Source organism: Paenibacillus radicis (ex Xue et al. 2023) (assembly GCF_024722015.1).
Classification (GTDB): domain Bacteria; phylum Bacillota; class Bacilli; order Paenibacillales; family NBRC-103111; genus Paenibacillus_S.
The window spans coordinates 24,757-46,256 of the sequence record NZ_JANQBD010000044.1 but is presented as its reverse complement, the minus strand read 5'-3'; the positions used below and the strand labels follow the sequence as shown (position 1 = coordinate 46,256).

The window sequence follows — 21,500 nt, the reverse complement described above, 5'->3', positions numbered from 1 at the left end:
GAGAGGGGATAGGATGGAACAGAAACCTATCAATCAATTAGAATTTACAAAGGTTTTTATGACTATTTTGTTCTTGGCTCTGGGAGGAGTTATGATAGCCCCGTTTTTGTGGATGGTCAGCACTTCATTCAGCCCCTCTCAGGATGTGTTTCGTTATCCCAATCAATGGATTCCGTCCCGTATTGTTTTTGATCATCATGAACAAATTTGGTCGGGAAAGGCCAGCTTCATGCCCTATTATTTCAATTCGATCAAAGTGTCTGTGATCAGCGCAGGCGGAGCTGTGTTCTTGGCAGCATTGGCTGCTTACGCGTTTGCTAAAATCGAGTTTCCGGGCAGAGGCATACTGTTTCTTTTTTCACTATCGATGATGATGATACCGCCTCAGATCTTATTTGTTCCGCAATTTATCATGTTTAATTGGATGGGCATTTATAATACACACTGGTCGCTCATTTTACCGGGATTGTTTACGATATTTGGTGTATTTATGCTCAGGCAGTTTTTTCTATCCATCCCTAATGAAATATCGGATTCAGCGATGATTGACGGCGCCGGGCATTTTCGTATTTTTTTTCAAATGATGCTCCCTCTTGCCAAGCCGGCTTTAGCCACTTTCGCAGTACTCGATTTTTCATGGCATTGGAATGATTATGAACGCGCTTTAGTATTTTTGATTGATAAAAGTTTGTTTACAATTCCTCTCGGGCTTCAAAATTTTGTTGATGCGGATCACATTGATTATACGGGAATGATGGCTGCATGCTCAGCCGGAATTATACCTATGGTCATCCTGTTTCTTATTGGTCAGAAATTTATTATTCAAGGCATTGCAGGTTCAGCGGTAAAGGGATAAAAAAAGATAATTCAAAGGAGAGAGTGCAAATGAGACATGAAACGGTTCAATCGGATATCACGGTAATCGGAGGCGGTTTGGCCGGGGTGTCTGCGGCTGTATCTGCGGCGAGATTGGGGAAGAAGGTAGCCCTGGTACAGAATCGCTCCGTCTTGGGGGGCAATTCCAGCAGTGAAATCCGCGTATGGGTGCTGGGGGCAACCGGCCTTGGTGTAAACCGTTATGCCAGGGAAACGGGAATTATTGGTGAAATGCTGGTCGAGAATCAATATTTAAATCAGGATGGAAATCCGTATTACTGGGATTTGGTCGTGCTGGAAACAGTACTTAAGGAGCCTAATATTCAACTTTTTCTCAATACCAACATCCATGAAGTTGAAGCAACAGGGGATGAAACGAATCGAACTATTCAATCGGTTACCGGGTGGATGATGGGATCGGAACGGAAAATCCGCTTCGAAAGCCCTATATTCCTTGACTGCTCGGGCGATGGGCTGGTCGGATTTTTAGGGGGAGCCAAATATAGAATAGGCAGAGAAGCGCAGCATGAGTTTAACGAAAAATGGGCTCCGGAAGCGGCTGACCTAATTACATTAGGGAGTACGATGTTCTTTTACACCAAGGATGCGGGACATCCGGTTAAATATATCGCTCCAAGCTTTGCGAAGGATATTACACAAACCGCAATTCCGATGAAGCGTGTGTTTAAAAGCGGTGATTCCGGCTGCCATTACTGGTGGATTGAATGGGGTGGAGAAGCAGAGATTGATACCCTGTATGATAATGAGCGTATTCGGGACGAGCTGTGGTCCGTTATTTATGGGATATGGGACTATATTAAAAACTCGGGTAAATTCGACGCAGACAATATGACGCTGGAATGGGTCGGAAGCGTTCCGGGAAAACGGGAATATAGACGTTTTATAGGCGATTATATATTAACCCAGAACGATTTGGAAAACCAAACGCAATTTGAGGATAGCATTGCCTTCGGCGGCTGGTCGATTGACCTTCATCCTCCGGAAGGAATGTATGCCAGCGAATATGTCTCGAAGCTATTCTGCGTGGATGGCACTTTTCAAATTCCATTTCGAAGCCTTTACTCGGCTAATGTTAATAACCTGCTGTTCGCTGGGCGCAATATTAGTGCGACGCATGTTGCTTTTGGCGCAACGCGGGTTATGGCAACCTGCTCTGTGATGGGGGAGGCTGCGGGAGCGGGAGCAGCTCTATGTGTTGAGAAAGGCATAACCCCACGAGAGCTGTATCGCAGTCATATCAAAGAATTGCAGCAAACGCTGCTATGGAAGGATGCTGCCATTATCGGATTAAAGCACGACGATCCTGCCGATTTGGCTTCCCGGGCGACGGTCACAGCATCGAGTTATTTATCCAAGCTGGAGATAGAATCTCCTGCAGAACGGTTTGAATTAAACAATGATGCCGCCTTCTTGGTTCCGGTTGATCCTAAGCTGGAGCATATTGAGATCTTGCTTGATGTGAACCAGGATACACAGGTGGAAGTCGAAGTATGGACAACAGGAAAAGCGGAAAATTACATCCCACATTCATTACAGATTAAGGATACCGTCGCTGTAGCCAAAGGAAACAAGCAATGGGTGAGATTCCACCTCCCATGGTCTCCGGAAAAGCCGCAAAATGCATTCGTTATTGTGAGGGAAAATCAACAGATTGCACTTTACCATTCGGATGAACCACGGACAGGAACACTTGCTTTCATTAAGGAAGACAAAGCGAATATTTCGAGTTTATTAACAGCGCTAAATAATGATCAGCTTGTAGTCAAGTGGAGCATGAAGCGGTTGGTGCGGAAGCCGTTTTGCTTCAGAGTGGCCGATGATACGAATGCCTTCGAGCCAAGCCATATTATTGATGGCTATCTGCGGCCTTACGGCGGACCGAACATGTGGTTGTCCGCCCCCATGAAGGATGACCTCGAGGAATGGGTGGAGCTGCAATGGACCGCGCCGGAGAAAATTTCTGAGGTTCAAATCATATTCAACGATGATGTAAATGAAGATCTCGTTAATCTGCATTATAAACGTACTCCTTTCGATGTTATTCCGGAGCTGGTTAGAAACTACCGGATTGAGACGTATGTGGACGGGGAATGGAAAGTGGCTGTACAGGAAACCGATAACCGCAGCAGAAAAAGAATTCATCATCTTGGCGAAGGCATGGAGACAGCTAGGCTGAGACTCGTTATTGAGAACACGAATGGAACGCGGTTTGCTGAAGTTGTAGCAATCAGAGTGATGTAAGTTAATCAGGTTAGTACTGATGGAGGCCTGTAAACAAAGTTCCCGACGAAGGAACGGATGTTTGCAGGCTTTTCTTTTCAATTTCTTGGGAGGTAGGGGGAACCGAATGAGGAAGCAATATACACTAGGAGTCGATTACGGAACAGAGTCGGGAAGAGTACTCCTTGTTGATATGGACAACGGGGAAGAACTGGCTGTGCATGTGACCCGATACCCTAACGGCGTTATCGACAAACGATTGCCGAATTCAAATAAGCAGTTGGAACCGGGTTGGGCTCTGCAGCATCCTGACGATTATATAGAGGTTTTGAGAAAGTCGGTGCCCGAGGTGCTGCGCGGCTCAGGTATTGAGCCTGAGCAAGTCGTAGGTATCGGCATAGATTTTACATCCTGCACTGTTCTGCCGGTTGACGAGAGATGCATTCCTTTATGCTATAAAGAATCATTACGGGATGAGCCGCATGCCTATGTCAAGCTGTGGAAGCATCATTCGGCACAGGATGAAGCGAACCGGATTAATGAGACGGCGGTACGTCTTGGAGAAGCTTTCTTAAGCCGGTATGGGGGCAAGGCCTCCTCCGGGTGGATGGTTGCCAAAGGTTGGCAGATCTTGAATGAAGCGCCGTCGATTTATGATCAGATGCACCGGCTCGTGGAAGCATCGGATTGGATTGTCCATCAACTGACAGGCAATCTGGTACGAAGCAGCTGCGCGGCCGGTTATAAATCCTTTTGGCATAAAGAAGACGGTTACCCGTCCTCAACCTTCTATCGAGCGTTGGACCCGAGGCTTGAACAAATGGTTGAAACCAAGCTGCAGGGCAAGATCGCTGCTCCCGGAATTAAGGCAGGCGGATTGACAGAAGAAGCGGCAGCCCTGACCGGATTATGCCCCGGAACGGCAGTGGCCGTCGGAATGATTGATGCCCACGCGGGGGCTTTGGGTGCAGGAGCTATTCATGCAGGACAAATGGTGATGTCTATGGGCACATCGCTATGCCATATCCTGCTTAGTGATAAGGAAATTCCTGTAGAAGGAATCTGTGGTGTTGTAGAGGATGGTGTCGTTCCGGGCTTATATGCATATGAAGCAGGGCAGCCAGCGGTTGGGGATCTATTCGGCTGGTTTATAGCGAGCGGAGTGCCTGGCTATGTGGAAAGAGCAGCGGCTGCTGAAGGGGTGAGTCTACATGCATGGTTAGAAAAGGGGGCAGCCCGATTAAGACCGGGGGAGCATGGTTTACTGGCGTTGGATTGGTGGAACGGCAACCGATCCGTACTCGTGGATGCCGACCTGAGCGGAACCATTGTCGGGATGACATTGGGGACAAAACCGGAGGATATATACCGGTGTTTACTGGAAGCAACGGCATTCGGTACCCGTAAAATTATTGAAACTTACGAAGCTGCCGGTATAGAGGTCCGAGAATTGATCGCTTGCGGGGGATTGCCGCAGCGCAACCGTCTGTTGATGCAGATTTATGCAGATGTAACCGGCCGTGAGATTCAAATAGCCGGATCAGCACAAACGTCGGCTCTTGGCTCAGCGATGTTAGGCGCGGCGGCGGCTGTCGAGCGGGGAGGCTGCGGGAGTATCAGGGAGGCAGCCATGCGCATGGCCTGCTCAAATAAAGAATCGTACAGACCGATTCCGGAGCATACTGCGGTATATGATCAATTGTATCGTGAGTATAACCGTTTGCATGAATGGTTCGGCCGTGGAGACATCGGGATAATGAGGGAATTGAAGCGGATTCGGTCAATGGCAGAAAAATCGAAGGGAAGGCGAACGTAGCCTTGAAAAACGCGCCATAGGTAATAATTTTTAACAATCTTATAAAGATATTAAACTCTATACCGTCCCGTTTCTACTTATAATGAAAGGGTTTACAGGAGTTTAAAGCGGATAGGAAGTGATGAGCAGGCAGACAGTGAGATTATGACCGACGGAAGAATTCACTTTACTAGAAAAGGAGCCAGTATATGAGAGTTAAAGTGCTAAATGAATATTTTAGAATGTTATGTCTATCAATCATTTCTATAACTATGGTCTTAAGCGGCGCAATTTCCCCTGCATATGTGTATGCAACGGATACGGTGTTTACTCAAAAAGGTTCTGGCATATTGGGGTGGCATGCCACACCGTACGGTTCAAGCTTTACCGAAGCGCGCATGAAATCAAATGCTGATTGGCTTGCAGCCAATTTCCTGGATTACGGATATGAATATATAAATGTCGATGGTTGGGTTGGCGATGCTACGAAGCATAACGCAAACGGGTATATTACTCATTATAAGAATGATTGGATGAATGATTGGAAATATTGGGCTGATTATGTGCATTCCAAAGGCTTGAAGCTTGGGATCTATTATAATCCTTCATGGCTTCATCAGGACATTGCCAATGACCCCGCTAATTTGAAGGTTGTAGGCACCAATATTCCTCTTAAAAGCATTATCCGGGATGATCCGAAATATATGCATCAAACGAGATATATGATCGATCCCGACACACCAGGCTCGAAGGAATACGTACAGGGAATGATCAAATTTTACATTAGCATAGGGGTAGATTTGCTTAAAATCGACTTCTTAAGGTATTACGAAAATGCATACGGACATGCGGCTGTGAAACAATTATATGATTGGATGAGGGAAGCCGCGGGCAACGATATTATTTTATATTATGCCAACACTAATAACGTAAATCATGCAGCTGATGAAGTAGTAACAGCCGATTTATTGAGAGCCAGTGAAGACTGGAGGACAGATACTACCCAGCCAGGGGTGTGGTATCACACAAGCCTTCGTAATAGAGGCACGACTAGAGCTGATACATGGCCGCCGGCTTATAATCTATTCGACGGTCTCGTTTATTTATCCGATTTATCGGGCCCGGGCAAGGTTGTTCTGGATGGCGACTTTAGCGTAATGAGCTCTGGTGGTACGGATGCAGAAAAGAAAACAAGAATAAGTTTGTTAGCAATGGCTGGAAGTAGCATTTTTATAGGTGATAACTATCAAAATATGGCTAGTAATGATGCCTATTACAAAAATTTAGAAATTATTGATATGAATAAACGGGGTTTTGTAGGCAAACCGTTATCCAGAGATGTGAAGAGTCCATTAAGCCAAATATGGAAAGGTCAACTACCAGACGGTACGTGGGTCGTCGCTTTATTTAACAGGGAGGATACCGCACAAACGAGATCCGTCGATTTCGCCAACGATTTGGGGCTTAGCGGCAATTATCTGGTTAGTGATATGTGGTCTCATTCCATCATCGGAACCAGGACTTCATACAGTGAAAGCATTGAACCCCATGGGGTCAGACTCCTTAAAATATCGAAACTGTCGATGACACCGTATAGTTCGGTATTTTTTGGTTCACAGCAAGTTACTTTGAACGCTGTTGATCCGCAGGCGGAAATACGTTATACGACAGATGGAAGCGAGCCGAATGCCAGCTCTTCCTTATATACGGGGAGCTTATCACTCAACCAATCCACGACATTGCGAGCAAAAATTATTAGTGGAAACGGGCAAGGCTATGAAGCGCAAGCGAGATTTATGGCTTCTAATTCGGATCCAATTCAGAGCATCGCATCGGGCATTACAAGCTTGACGGCTCCTGCCAAAGGCGCAACGAGTATAACGCTGCCGTCAGTGCCATCCGGATACACGATAAGAATCAAGAGCTCGGATCATACGAATGTCATTTCTACAGCCGGAACGATCACCCCTCCTTCTGCCAATACTACAGTGAATTTGGTGCTGGAGGTAACGCGGACAGCTGACGGCGTTACCAAGGATACCGGCACCATTTCGGTAATCGTACCGGGCACAAGTCAAGATTCAGGTTCATTTATCCTGTTTGAGGAGAAAGATTTTACATTATTAAATCCTTCCAATTTAGCAAAGAAGACCAATAAGGAAACCGCTGCAAGCGGGGGCGAGAATTTACAGATCACTTTTACGGCGCTCAAGGATCAATATGTTGAATTTACTGGAAATGTTCCAGCAGCCGGTACGTACGAGGTCGTTTTTGGATATAAGAGAAATGATGCCAGAGGAATCTTCCAGACCTATGTGGATGGAGTGGCACTTGGCGCTCCAGTCGATCAATATGTGGCTACCGCTAATGCAGGCTATCTTTCCACTAGTCTTGGCAAACATACCTTTACTTCCGGAAATCATACTTTTAAATTTGAGATCGTAGGCAAAAACCCGGCAATGACGAAAACCAATGAATTTGTTATTGACTACATTAAATTAATTGCTGAACAAACCATTACGGAAATTCAACCGGTCAATGTAACCACAATACCCACAGTTGCTCCCAAATTGCCTTCAGTCGTAACCGCGGTATACAACGACAGCACTACTAAAGAGGTTCATGTAAAATGGGATAGTATCGCCCCAAGCCAGTATGCATCAGTAGGAAGCTTTACCGTACAGGGAGCCGTCTATAGCACAATGATTCCGGCAGTAGCCAACGTCACGGTAATGGAAGCGGACCCACAGATAATAGCCGATGCAATTACATCGATTCCTGCACCTGCAAAAGATGCCACACATTTGGTTATGCCAGTAGTACCAAAAGGATATACGATCGCAATTCAACAAACGTATGACCCATCCGTCATAGATGCCAATGGTACGATTTACCCGCCTGCTGCGGATACTGCCGTATCGCTGGTGTTTGAGGTAACTCGAACTTCCGACGGAGAGTCGGCAGCTACCGACATCATCGAAGTGATAGTACCGGCGAAAAGCGTAGTCGAGCAGACGGCAGCATCGATTGCAGCTGGAATTACTTCGATTACAGCACCGGTGAAGGATGCTGGTGTGTTAATGCTGCCAAGCGTACCGGCAGGCTTTACGATAGCAATCAAAACTTCAAGCAACACAAGCGTTATTGCACCGAATGGGACGATTGTTCCTCCAACCGTACAAACAACAGTGAATCTGGTGTTGGAAGTAACAAGAACGTCCGATGGTTCCAAAGCGAGCACTGCAGGGATTGCGGTAGTAGTACCTGCTAAAAGCGTTGTCCAACAGACAGCAGCAGGAGTTGCAGCGACAATTACCGAGATTGCAGCACCCGCTAAAGATGTTACTGTGTTAACACTGCCGACGGTGCCCGAAGGCTTTGCTGTAGCTATCAAGACATCCAGCGATACGGGCATTATTGCACTTGATGGAACGATTGTTCATCCAGCTGCAGATGCAACAGTGAATCTGGTATTGGAAGTAACGAGAATATCCGATAGTTCCAAAGCGAGCACTGCAAGCATTGCTGTGACTGTCACTGCTAAGACCGTGGAAAGTCAACCTAATGTGCAGCATCGTAGCAGTAAGGGCAGCAGTGCTAGTTTGCCAGGCACTATTACCACTCCTGCCGCTAATAATGATGAACAGCGAGTAATCAAGGACGAAGAGCTGAAGCAATCGATTTCGGATGGTAAAGTATCCATAACGGTTCCTTTTGCTGCCAAAGAAATCGTGCTTCCAGCCAAGATAGCTGATTGGATGGGAACCAATCCCTTGGTGGTTCTAAAGGATAAGGTAAGCTTGAACATACCGACTGAGCTGATCCAACAGCTTACAAGTCTAGTATCTGAAGCCAATCGAACCGATGGCAGCATCGTATTGAAGGTTAGTCCGTTATCAGAAGCCGATGCACGAACCATCATGGGTCAAGCACTGAATGTCAGCCCAGCGGAGCTCAAACTTTCCGGGGAAGTATACAATTTGGGCATATCCTATGTGACCAAAGATGGTATAGCAACGAACTTAACCCAATTTAATCAGCCCATGACGATTCGTTTAAAAGTCGACCCTTTACTCAACACGAATTTGGCGGGGATCTACTATATTGCGGACAACGGCAAGATTGAATATGTCGGCGGAGAAGTTGTGAACGGAGAACTGGTCGCCGAAATTCATCATTTCAGTAAATATGCCGTTCTTGAATTTAAAAAGAGCTTTGCTGATGTACCTTCCAACCACTGGGCATTTAGCATTATACAAGAGTTAACGTCGAAGCATATTCTCGACAGCTCAGTGGCAAGCTTCGAGCCGGAGCGTACGGTCACTCGCGCTGAATTTACGGCGATGTTAGTGAGAGCGTTGAAACTGACCACACGCGGAGAGCTAAAGTTTACAGATGTAGCTTCTAGCGAATGGTATGCAGAACCCATTGCTATTGCGGTTAAATCAGGCATTGTTGCAGGTAAGAGCGAGAATACCTTCGCGCCCAATGCTCAAATTACACGTGAGGAAATGGTAGCGATGATTATGCGTGCTTACGAATCAATCAAGGGCCAACAGCTGGCAGGAGCCCCTGTCACTTCGTTTGACGATGATTCGGAAATTGCCGATTGGGCCAAATCCGCTGTGAGAGCAGCTGCGTCGCTTCAATTCGTCAATGGGCGTGTACCGGGTCAATTCGTTCCCAAAGGCGTTTCATCCCGTGCGGAAGCCGCGGCAATTCTGAAAAGAATTTTGAAATAAGCGTATAGGGTAATCAAATTATTTTTTTAATGAGTCAGGCATACTTTTTTATAAAACTGAACTAAGTCCATTGTGAGAAGGTGCCTCCCTAAGGGGCGCCTTCTTTTAAAATTAGCCTTCCGATCGCATAAACGCTGCCATTATCTATATAAATAAATATGAAATTAAACAATCATATTAAAATATTATACGCCAAATGAACCTGCAAATCCTTATAATAGAACTATTACTGATAAAAGGGGGATTAGACATGCTACGCAAGACGAGGAAAACGGTTGCTTCGTTCCTAGTGTTATCGATGGTATTCTCGATGGCAACGACAGGATTAGCGGCAAATGCCGAGACAACAAAGACAATAGCGGCCTTAACTGACTCAACAGTAAAGGTAACATTCTCAGACATATCCAATCATTGGGCGTCCAAGGAGATCGGCAATTGGTCTCAAAAAGGAATTATCAATGGCTATGAAGACGGTACCTTCAAGCCTAACGTACCCATTTCCAGATCGGAATTTGTCTCCCTGGTGAACAGAGTTCTGGCTTATCCAACCGAGGGGACCCAGAGCTTTCCCGATGTATCCTCCAATGCCTGGTATGCCAAGGACATATCCAGAGCAGTAGCTGCAGGTATCGTATTTGGAGATGATAAGGGGAATTTCAAGCCGGAAGCACAAATCAGTCGGCAGGAAGCTGCGGTGATCCTCTCCAGGGCATTCGATTTAAAAGCTCAGGACAAAAAAGCGTCAGACCGGTTTACCGATACAAGCAAAATCGCAAGCTGGAGCAAGGACAATGTCAATGCATTGCTTGAAGGCGGATATGTTTCAGGTCGCGAGGATGGCTCTTTTGATCCATTGGCCAATATCACGAGAGCCGAATTTGTGAAAATGATTGACAGCGTTGTTGGTGAATTGAAACATACAGCAAGTACCTACACTGGAAATGTGAACTCCAATCTGGTGATCAATACAAAAGACGTTAACCTGAAAAACATGACGATTTCAGGTGATTTGTTTATTACTCCTGGCGTTGGAGATGGCAACGTTTCCATGGATAATGTCACAGTAAAAGGCCGTACCGTTGTTCGAGGCGGAGGCGAGCATAGTATTGTTATTAATAATTCTTCGTTGGCAGGAACGCTGCTCGTTATTAAAAATGATGGTAAAGTTCGTATCGTTATGCAAGGATCATCTGATATACCCCATGTACAGCTGAACTCCGGTGCCAAATTGGAGACAGAAAATAAAACCGGCAAAGGCTTCGGGGATGTCCAAGTTATTGGGACTATTTCCGCGAATCAAGAAATTAAGCTGGATGGTAATTTTGCCGATGTTTCAGTTGAAGTTCCCGGCGTTACGGTCCAAGTTATAGATGGCTCCGTTGGTAAAATTGATGTGAAGGAGAACGCGGTTGGCTCAAATGTGAAAGTATTGAACGGGAATGTGAGCCAGCTCAATGTCCAATCGAAGGCGACGATTGATCTTTCGGGTGGTACAGTGGGCAATGTCGATATACAAAAATCGGCTGAGGGCACATCCGTGCAAATGGCTTCAGACTCGGCTGTTACGAACTTCAAAATAGATGCCCCAATCGAAGTCAAAGGAACAGGCAAAATTGAAACCGCTACAATAAATGTGGATGGTGTCAAGATAGAAACAAATCCGGCAAAAGTTGCCGTAGCAGATGGGGTTAAATCGAGTGTTGCCGCAGCACCAACGCCGACAGGAGGCTCTTCCAGAAGGAGCTCGAGCAATCCAACTGCCATAAGCAAGACGGCAGAAGAAGTTGCAGGAACAATTACGGCGATTGCGGCACCTGCGAAGGATGTTATTGCGTTAACACTGCCTACGGTACCGGGAGGCTTTGCCGTAGCGATTAAGACTTCAAGTGATGCAAGCGTAATTGCTCTTGATGGGACCGTTGCTCCTCAAGCTGCAGATACAACAGTAAATCTTGTATTGGAAGTAACAAGAGTATCCGATAGTACTAAAGCGAGCACGGCAAGCATTGCGGTAGTAGTGCCTGCAAAAAGCGTAGTTCAACAAACGGCAGAAGAAGTCGCGAAGGCAATTACTACGATTGCAGCACCCGCGAAGGATGCTGCTGCGTTAAAGCTGCCAAACGTGCCGCCAGGCTTTGCCGTAGCGATCAAGACTTCAAGTGATACAAGCGTAATTGCTCTTGATGGGACCGTTGCTCCTCAAGCTGCAGATATAACCGTGAATCTCGTATTAGAAGTAACGAGAATCTCCCATAATTCCAAAGCGAACACTACAAGCATTGCGGTAGTAGTGCCAGCGAAAAGCGTAGTACAACAAACAGCAGATGAGGTTGCCGGGGCAATTACTACGATTGCAGCACCTGCAAAGGACACTGCTGCGTTAACGCTGCCGACAGTACCGGCAGGTTTTACTGTAGCGATCAAGACTTCAAGCAACACAGGCGTAATTGCACTTAATGGAACGATTGTTCCTCCAACAGCAGCAACAACAGTGAATCTCGTATTGGAGGTAACGAGAACCTCCGATAGTTCCAAAGCGAGCACGGCAAGCATTGCGGTAGTAGTGCCAGCGAAAAGCGTAGTACAACAAACAGCAGCAGAGGTTGCCGGGGCAATTACGACGATCGTAGCACCAGCGAAGGACGCAACTGCATTAACGCTGCCAGTCGTACCACCAGGTTTTACTGTAGCGATCAAGACTTCAAGCAACACAGGCGTTATTGCACTTAATGGAACGATTGTTCCTCCAACTGCAGCAACAACAGTGAATCTCGTATTGGAGGTAACGAGAACCTCCGATAGTTCCAAAGCGAGCACAGCAAGCATTGCGGTAGTAGTGCCAGCAAAGAGCAGCGTGGTCACAGGTGATACGGATATCCAATTGAAAGAATTAGGATATAACTATGTTAGTGATATTTCAGGAGATGTAATTAACATTACATCAGGGAGCACCTATATTTATACAGTTGATACAGCTGAGGGTGCAGGCCTTACCACAATGACTGTAAAATCAGTGGAGGAATTGCTTAATCAAATCACTTCTAAGACTTCTAATCCTCAGACCTATGTAGTCAAGGGTGCAGGTGGGGCTAAAAAAATGTCTGATCCCATAGCACAGGGTGACATTTTAACTGTAAGTGCAGGGCAAGCTTCTCGAGATTATACGGTAAATGTCATACAAGGCGCGTTAAGGGGGCAGATGCAGCTAATCAATAGCGTTATAACTGCAAATACGCAATCTGACGTTGTTTTGAATTTCTTTGCAGGAATGAGAAGTCCGGCAGTAGAGGTTGCACTTAAGGTTCCAAAGGGTATCAATGCTACTATGGACAACACAACGGTAAACGTAATTGGCAGAGGTAAGGTGAAGCTTTCAGGACTTGCCACACAATCTATTGGCAGAGTGGGGGCAGGATACCGATTCCAGCAGGTTGGTACAGTTAGTATTGATAACAATGCTGATGGAAGCCAGCTCATTACATTTAAGGGACTTGATCTAAGACCGGCCAATGGAGCAGATCTTCAAATTACTTTCGAAGGTGTGAAAGTAGCTGCTGGCAGCTATGGATTTGAAGCTTCTTACAAGACAGCTGAGCCGGAAGTGTTAACAAGTCCGTGGGGCGGAGTAAATTTAAGCGCAGTAAATACAGTCAGCAATTTCAATAGAATATTGGATAAGAGCCTCACCTATAAGGAAAGCAGCGACACTTACACAAAGGCAAAGTTCAACTGGAGTGCAGCTAAAAATGCGGCTTCCATTAAGCTGATGCAGTCAACGGATAAGGGAGTAACATGGACAGAAAGCAATGCTGCAGTTAGTGCTCAAAGTGAAGTCGTGGAGGTTGCAAACCTTACTCCGAATACAGAGTATTACTTTAAGCTTGCTGTTGCTGGCGGCGAGAATAATGGAGACTCTAACCTTGCAAAATTTTATACAGGCAAATTCAATGCCAAGCTGATGGGTGCCAAGGGTGATGGTAAAGCTGATGAAACACAAGCCATTAATGACGCCATTATATACCTGAATTCATTAGGCGGTGGTACGCTGCTATTTGAAGGCGGTACTTTCAATGTGAGAACCGTTCATCTTCAAAGCAATGTATACCTTTATGTTAACAAGGATGCTACAATATCCGCTTTAAAAGGCGGTGATGCTCCGGAGACAACGTATTTCTCAGATAAAGGATACCGCTCTGGCACATCCGCAACGTCAACAGGTCCATACAAGGATCCTGAAAACTACTTGACGAAGCAAGACGTAGGTCATCATTACTTTAGAAACAGTATGTTTTTTGGGGAAAGATTAGATAATATCAAGATTATTGGAAATGGTAAAATCACAGGAAACGGGAATCTGCAGACCAGCGATGGAGTCATGGATAATAATCCGGACAGTCGTACAGACAAGATGGTTACGGTAAAGCTGTGTACAAATTTTGAATTTGGCGGTTTGGACAATGGGCTAGACCTGTGGTACGAAGAGACAAATTCACCTACGACTGACGAGCCTTATTATATCAAAAGCATTAACCCGGACGGTACGAATGAAGTTAAGCAAACAGACATCAGCAATATGCTAAGAGTGGATAGAGCAGGGCATTTTGCAATGCTTGCAACCGGTACGGATTATATCAACACGCATGACTTTTATTATGATAAAGGTAGTGGCGGCGGCGCCAGAGATGTTTTTGACTATATGCAAAGCAGCTATGTTACAGCTAAAAATATTTATGCCAAAGGTACATCCGATGATATTGTAAAACCAGGCAGTGACTCCTCACTAGGCTTTACAAGACCTGCGACCGATTTCTACGTTCGTAATATTATCGGAGACACGAATTGCAATCTATTCCAAATTGGCAGCGAAACTGTAGACGATATTAAAAATGCTTATGTAGATAATATTTACGTACTAGCAGGAAATAAAGCAGGATTCTCTATTTCAACGAATGATGGCGGTCACATCGAAAATATTTATTTGAATTATGGGCAGACAGGTCCAATACACCATAAAGCTCAAATGAAACGTACGCGGGCACCTTTCTTTATTTCTATTTCAAACAGGGGACGTGTGATCGGCGGCCAAGCTACAAGAATGAAGTTTACAGAGAATGGCTTGGTGAGAGACGAACTGTTAAGCACGAATGTAAATATCGGACATGTAAGAAATGTATTCATTAAGGATGTTAATATTGAAGAGGTTTATCAAGGAAGTCAGTATGGCGACCCGTCCAAGAGATGGAAAGCATACGGCGGCAATCCTACGACTAAGGCAACGCCAATCATTGCAGGCTACAAGGTTGGTGAGGGCGGACCCACACTGCCGGATGGACGGAATATTGGCTATATTGAGAACCTCCACTTTGAAAATGTTGACGTGTTAGTAAAGGGCGGAAATAGCTTTGCGGACTCAGAAATTAGTCCTCCGGAGCTAGGTGTTGGTAAATACAACATTGGAGACATTGGGGAGCAGCCATCCTATGGCTTCTGGGCAAGACATGTGGACGGTCTTACTTTTACAAATGTGAACACAAAATTTGAGGTAAACGATGATCGATATGCCATCGTTCTGGATGATGTAAAGAACGCTACCATTGATAATATGAAAATGGTCAGCGGGACAGGTAACCCCAATGTTATACAGCTAAAGAATGCAAGTAATATAACGCTTAAGAATTCTTCTTATTTCAAGAATACGTGGGGCAATGAGCTTACTTCTCTTGCAGATCTGAATAATGTAACGGTGGCAAGTAAACAAACCTATCCGAATATGAAGGTGCAGGACCCGCACAATACTTGGATTCAATTAAAAGTAGCTGGTCACCCGAATCTAACGAATTTGGATAAAGCCACTAATGCAATTACGGCAACTTTGGGAACTACAGTAGCCGATATCATTACCCAACTAGAATCAACGGATGAGACGGTACAGACTTACTCGGTAACCGATTCGTCTAACGCAGTGAAGAATTCGGGAATGCTGGAGACGGGAGATATTCTTGTCGTAACCGCTCAAGATGGGATAACCAAGAAAAATTATAGTATTGTTGTTCCGCTCGAAATTTTGGTGGAAGGCGAATCACAGCTAACTTCAGTCATAAAAAGTATCCCTAGCATTACAACTTCATCCTCTTCAACCAATGGGATTTATTATCTACAAACGAATGCTGTGCCAATTGGGGAGTGGATTGAATTCAGTATTCCGGTTCCTTCGGCAGGCACCTATAATGTGTCTTATCAATATAAGACCAGTGCGACTGGAAGGGCTACCGTTCAGGCCTATGTTAACGGAGAGTCCAGGGGCATACCTGTCAACTTTAATAATACGACAGCCAATTTATTTATTCCGGTAGATCTGGGTCAGGTGACCTTGCCGGCTGCAGGCAGCTACCCGGTGAGATTTGTTGCAACTAGCGCCGGCTCGATCGTTATCGACTACATCAAGTTTACTAAGGTAACGGTGACCGCTCCATCAACGAACACGAATATTCAGCTGGCTACGAGCCATCCGAATGTGACGGCGGTCGATACAACGAATCATACAATTACTACCGTAAGCGGAACTACCGTAGCGCAAATCCTTGCACAGGTAAGTTCTACAGACAGTTCAACACAGGCTTATACAGTAACAGATTCAGGAAACGCTGCAAAAAGCACTGGAGTGCTTGTTAGCGGGGATAAGTTGGTTGTCACGGCATCTGACGCAACGACGAAAGCAACTTATACCATCACTGTTGCAGTGAGTACCAATACCAATATTCAATTGTCATCAAGTCATCCCAACGTGACGGCGGTCGATAATGCGGCAAAAACCGTAAACGTAACTTCCAATTCAACAGTAGCGGATGTCAAATCTCAAATCGTATCATCCGACGGCTCGACACAAGCCTACTCTGTCACGGATGCAGGTAATGCCGCCAAAAATTCGGGTTCGCTTGTCACAGGTGATAAATTAGTTATAACGGCTGCGGATGGAGCTGCTCAAGTTACTTATACGATCCATGTGGCACTGGCCGTTAGCAACAATACGAATGTTGTTCTGAACGCAACGCATCCTAATTTAAAAGTAGTGAATGCAGTATCCATTGTTATCGCAGCAAATACAACCGTTGCTGATCTGTTGGCACAAATTACTTCTGCTGATGGGTCGATTCAGAATTACGTTGTTACGAATTCGGGGAATACACCTAAGTTATCGACGGATGTGCTTGCAGCCGGTGATATTCTGAAGGTTACGGCAGCCGATGGGGTAGCGAGCAAGGAGTATTCCATAGCTTTGCCTACCACGAATTTACAGCTGAATGCCGGCAATACGACAGTCATTGCTGTAAATAACACAGACCGAAGAATTGCAACATCAGGGGTCGCTACTGCAGTTACAACAATAGCTGGCCAGTTGAAATCTACAGACGGAACAACTCAAACGTATACGGTTACAAATGCAGCCGGAGGTGCACCTAAAACTAACGCTGTGAACGGGGATAAGTTAGTTGTAACTGCTGCAGACGGGACGACTACAGCCACTTATATCATTGCAATTAATGCATCACCTGCAGGCACCTATGCCCAGGTAAAAGCAGCAGGGCATCCTCATGTCACAACAGTGTATAATTCAGATCGGACCATTATTACTAAAACAGGCATTACCGCAGCTAATCTCTTGGCTGAGATTGAATCTTCAGACGCGTTGACGCAAGCCTACTCCGTAACGGATGCAGTCTACGCTAGTAAGACCGGAAATACCCTTCTTCATACTGGGGATCTGTTGAAGGTAACATCTCAGGATGCAACGGCAAACGTGTATTATACCGTTTACGTAGTGGACGTACTTTTCGATATAGATCCTGCAGGTACCTACACTACGTCTAACAGTAATACTAAGTCTACTGGAGCCGATGATACAGCTGGTAATCATGACCGCAACAGTGCAGTAAGTAATACACATCTGCAGGTGAACTTTTCTGCAGCCAATCAATACGTCGAGTTTACGATTAATGTTCCTGCAAACGGTACCTATGATGTGATTTTTGGTTCCAAGAAAAGTAATTCGGGTAGAGCTGCTATGCAACTAACTGTCGATGGAGCCAATGTAGGTTCGGTAAATGAGATTGTGGGGACAACGGCACTCCAAGGGATGTACTTGACAAATGTCGGAAGCGTCAACTTGACCTCTGGCAACCGCACGTTCAGGTTCACAATTGGAGGTCCTGCAAGTGGTCAATCCTTCGACTTTATTGGCCTTACCAAGACGAACTAAGTTGGTTTGTTGGCACAAGGATTTACCTTCAACATGATATATAGGATAGGGAACATCGATTGACCCAAATCATAAATAGAGGAGCGGGAATTGTCCCTGCTCCTTTATTTTTTTGAAAGTGACTTCCCGACATTTGAAGGATGCTTCTCATATAGAAACAAGCATTTTAGGACATACAACTGTTAATGAACTTAAACACTCTGATAATGATATTTGATTCTCTATAAAGCCTAACTGCCTTAAAATTAAAGTATAGAAGCGGATTAAGTGAAATCCGAAAAGTCTTGAAGTGGAGGAAACCCAGTGAGTGCAAATCAATCAACCGTTGTAAACCGAGCGATAGTTAGAAAACCGAAGCAGCGCATTCAGTGGCTGCCTTACATCCTGATCGCGCCGGCGATTGTCCTGATTATTGTCTTTTTGTTCTACCCGGTAGGAAATGTGTTTTATTTCAGCTTGCAGAAGTTTAATCCTGCGAAAGCTTATGAGAATGGATTTGTAGGACTCGACAATTTCAAAGCCATTTTCACGACTGACAAATTGTTTATTTCAACATTGTGGGTTTCAGCTAAATGGGTGTTCGTCGAGGTTGCTCTTCAGCTCATATTCGGGCTGGGAATCGCCCTCATGCTGAATCAAGCGTTTAAATTCCGCGGATTATTCAGGTCGGCAGCGATATTGCCTTGGGCCATTTCAGGGGTTGTAACCTCCACCTTGTGGCAAATACTATTCAACGAGCAAATAGGGCCGATCAACGATATTTTTATGAAGATTGGTCTTATCGATCATAAAATTGCGTGGCTCTCTGAAGTACATACGGCATTTCCCGCAATTGTAACCGCAGAGTTATGGAGAGGAATACCGTTCTTCACAATAGCGCTTCTCGCCGGCCTGCAAACCATCCCTGGTGATTTGTATGAGTCAGCGGTAGTGGATGGAGCGGGGAGATGGAAATCGTTCATCCATATTACGCTTCCGTTTTTGAAAACGACCATTATATTAACGACATTGCTGCGAGCGGTCTGGGAGTTCAATAACGTCGATTTAATATTTGTAATGACCAACGGGACAGGCGGACCTATTGATTTAACGACAACACTCCCGATGTACATTGTTAAGCAAGCGATTGTCGCACAGGACTTTGGTTACGGCTCGGCTCTAACCGTGATTGGTTTCATTATACTGCTGCTGTTTGCAGTGTTTTACCTGAAATTAAGCGGATATGGAAAGGAAGAGTAAGCATGAGAAACTCGCAAACCATGAAATCCCCCCCAATTCTTCCTAAGTTAATGGAAAGAACATGGCTATTGTATATACCGATGCTTCTGGCTATGATATTCACTTTATTCCCCTTATTCTGGGCGCTGGTCACCGCATTTAAGAGAGAGAGCGACATCACCAAGCTTCCCATCCAGTACTTGCCGTTGCCCGCTACTTTTAATAACTTCCTGATCGCCTGGAATAACGTAGGGTTCTCCAAGTATTTCGTCAACAGCTTAATAGTAGCGGCTTTGACTGTAATGATCGTGCTTGTGTGCTCCATCCTGGTAGGCTATGCCATCAGTCGATTTAAATTCAAAGGCAAGAAGCTTTTCATGCTATTGCTGTTATGCACGCAGTTTATCCCAGGAGCCATGCTTCTTATTCCGATGTTCGAGATCTTCAGAGCCTTGCATTTAACCAGTAATTTAATGGCATTAGTCATTATTAACAGCACGTTCCAGCTTCCCTTCAATGCTATATTAATGAGCGGTTTTATTTCCAACATTCCTGAGCAGCTTGAAGAGGCGGCAATGGTAGATGGATGCAGTCGTTTGAAATCGGTTTTCTTGGTTATTTTCCCCATCCTGATGCCAGGTATTGTGGCGACAATGGTCTACACCTTCATCGGATCGTGGAATGAATTCTTATTTGCACTCATGCTGATTAGCAAAAAGGCGCTCTTCACATTGCCGGTTGGACTTCGTTATATGCAGGGTGAATATGACATTCAATACGGGGCATTGGCTGCGGGAAGCGTAATTGCTCTGCTGCCGGCGGCAATCTTGTTCGCCTATGTTCAAAAGTTTTTGGTGCAAGGGATAAGCGCAGGAGCTGTAAAAGGCTAATATGTTGGAACTAATTCTCTCCTCGGGTCTTTATTCGAAAAGGGATTTAGCATATATTAATATTATTAAGGAGATGTTAGCATGTACAAAAAGGGTCTAAAAATGTTAATGGTAATGGGTTCGGCCTTTTCGTTGACCTTATCGGGGTGCGGCACTGGCGGAGACGCAACTAGTACGGGGACCCCGGCACCAGCACCAGCTGCCCAAACCTCCAAGCCTGCAGAAAATGTGAAAATCACTTTTTGGGATGAGAATCCTGGCCCGAACCGAACTCCTTTTTATGAAGAGCTAATTAAGCGGTTCCAAGCAAAAAATCCGAACATCCAAGTTGAATATGTGGGTATCCCGGCAAGTGGCGCTAAACAAAAGTATGATGTTTCCATTGCAGCCAATGACACGCCCGATGTAGCAGGTATCAATATGGTGTGGTTATCCGATTTTGTGGCCAAAGGGGCCGTACAGGAACTCGATCCTTATTTCAAGGATTGGAGCGATAAAGACAAAATTGCTTCGAATATAGTTGATTTCGATCGAGGCTTAACTGCGGATAAGAAGCTGTATTATTTGCCGCATACGATGTTTCTCGACATCCTCTGGTATCGAACGGATTGGGTGAAGGATGCAGGATTGAAAGCGCCAACAACCTGGGACGATTTCTTCACGGATGTCGACAAGTTGACCGATATTAAAAATAACCGTTACGGATTCAGCATTCGTGGAGGGGCCGGAAGCATCAATCAGCTGACCTCTATGATTTATGCCTATTCCGGCATCGGTGAATATTTCACGCCTGATGGTAAAGCTACGGTTAGAGATCCGAAAATTACTGAGTTTTTGAATAAGTATGTAGCTCTATATAAAAAGAATACTCCTGTAAGTGACGTTACTAACAGCAATAAAGAAATGAATGCAACGTTTGACACCGGTACTTCGGCTATCATTCAACATAACTTTGGGTCTTATAATGATCACGTAACGAATCTGGGCAATGGCAAGTTTGCAGGTGTCATTCCACCCAAAGCGGCTAACGGCAAAAGAGTAGTAGTTCCGGTTGCCAATGGATTAGTGATGTTTAAAAACTCGAAGCATCCTCAGGAGGCATGGAAATTTTTAAGCTTCTTAATGAATGCAGAAAGCCAAACGTATTGGAATCAAAATATCGGTCAAATGCCTACCAACACCGATTCACTGAAAAGCGACTACGTGAAAAACACGCAGCATATTCAACAAGGCGCAGAAGTGTTGGCTGATAAAGAAACGATTGCATTAAGTCTTCCTTCCCATCTGCCGGATTACACGAAGATTACAACTCAACAGCTGGAGCCTGACTTCCAAAGAGTGCTTACAGGCAAAATGACGGTTGACGAGTTCGTTAAAGGCTGGGCTACTTCGATGGAAAAAGCGAAAGCCGATTACGATGCTGCCATGAAGAAATAAATAGAATGGATTCATCACATTTGGGGTGAGCGGTCATTCGCTCT

General features: G+C 45.2%; 8 protein-coding genes. All 8 read left to right on the top strand.

Annotation, left to right across the window (positions count from 1 at the left end; translation table 11 throughout):
- Window positions 1-13: 13 nt before the first annotated feature.
- The 8 genes from NV381_RS35530 to NV381_RS35490 all read left to right on the top strand — a co-directional run bounded on the left by NV381_RS35530 (window position 14) and on the right by NV381_RS35490 (window position 21,456).
- Window positions 14-856, top strand: coding sequence for a carbohydrate ABC transporter permease (locus tag NV381_RS35530; protein ID WP_258218002.1), 843 nt, complete (start codon window positions 14-16; stop codon window positions 854-856).
- Entirely contained in the window at window positions 763-3,138 is a 2,376-nt protein-coding gene (locus NV381_RS35525; RefSeq protein ID WP_258218001.1) for an FAD-dependent oxidoreductase, read from the top strand. The genes NV381_RS35530 and NV381_RS35525 overlap by 94 nt, the downstream gene beginning before the upstream one ends.
- A 106-nt stretch (window positions 3,139-3,244) precedes the next feature.
- Window positions 3,245-4,933, top strand: a complete 1,689-nt coding sequence (locus tag NV381_RS35520) for a ribulokinase (protein ID WP_258218000.1) — start codon at window positions 3,245-3,247, stop codon at window positions 4,931-4,933.
- A 188-nt stretch (window positions 4,934-5,121) separates the two neighbouring features.
- Window positions 5,122-9,654 carry an S-layer homology domain-containing protein gene (locus tag NV381_RS35515; protein WP_258217999.1) on the top strand — a complete coding sequence of 1,511 codons (4,533 nt, stop codon included), beginning with the start codon at window positions 5,122-5,124 and terminating at the stop codon, window positions 9,652-9,654.
- Window positions 9,655-9,904: 250 nt separating this feature from the next.
- The gene (locus NV381_RS35505) at window positions 9,905-17,911 is read left to right on the top strand and encodes an S-layer homology domain-containing protein (RefSeq protein ID WP_308862423.1); all 8,007 of its coding nucleotides are present in this window, start codon (window positions 9,905-9,907) and stop codon (window positions 17,909-17,911) included.
- A gap of 303 nt (window positions 17,912-18,214) precedes the next feature.
- Window positions 18,215-19,150: a carbohydrate ABC transporter permease gene (locus NV381_RS35500; protein WP_258217998.1), complete on the top strand. Its 936-nt coding sequence runs from the start codon at window positions 18,215-18,217 to the stop codon at window positions 19,148-19,150.
- A 2-nt stretch (window positions 19,151-19,152) separates the two neighbouring features.
- A complete protein-coding gene (locus tag NV381_RS35495) occupies window positions 19,153-20,019 on the top strand; it encodes a carbohydrate ABC transporter permease (RefSeq protein WP_258217997.1) in 867 nt (288 codons plus the stop codon).
- 81 nt (window positions 20,020-20,100) lie between these two features.
- Entirely contained in the window at window positions 20,101-21,456 is a 1,356-nt protein-coding gene (locus NV381_RS35490; protein WP_258217996.1) for an ABC transporter substrate-binding protein, read from the top strand.
- The last annotated feature ends 44 nt before the right edge of the window (window positions 21,457-21,500 follow it).